The organism is Mesorhizobium sp. M00.F.Ca.ET.216.01.1.1 (assembly GCF_004010325.2).
Lineage (GTDB): Bacteria > Pseudomonadota > Alphaproteobacteria > Rhizobiales > Rhizobiaceae > Mesorhizobium.
Genome location: NZ_SADR02000187.1, coordinates 1 through 392, shown reverse-complemented (window position 1 = coordinate 392; position 392 = coordinate 1). Strand labels below are relative to the sequence as shown.

Below are 392 nucleotides of genomic sequence, written 5' to 3'. Positions count from 1 at the left end.
CTTTATCCACGCTGTCTTCCACGATAACAAGGGGAATTTCGAAGACGGCGCATCGGCATCGACTCTCGTCCCACGGCGCCGCTCCAGTGGAGCGGCAGCTCGCAGGACCTGGCGTTGTCGGTCCCTCAGCAAAATGTGGAGTCGCGATGTCGGTTGGCTGTGCGGATCTGATAGTCGTCAACGGCCGTGTACTGACCATGGACGACGACAATCCCTCCGCCGAGGCCGTTGCCGTGAAGGGCGGAGCCATCATTGCCATCGGCAGCCGTGCAGCAGTCGAAGAGCTGAAGGGACCGTCTACCAATGTTGTCGACGCCCAGGGCGGGTCCGTCCTGCCGGGGTTCATCGAAGCGCATATGCATCTGTTCTCGGGTGCGGCGGAGAGATCGGAA

At 61.5% G+C, this 392-nt stretch carries 1 protein-coding gene; it reads left to right on the top strand.

Annotated features, from left to right (window positions below):
- Positions 1 to 146: 146 nt before the first annotated feature.
- A partial coding sequence (locus tag EN859_RS35655; protein WP_145972007.1) for an amidohydrolase family protein occupies positions 147 to 392 on the top strand: 246 nt, incomplete at its 3' end.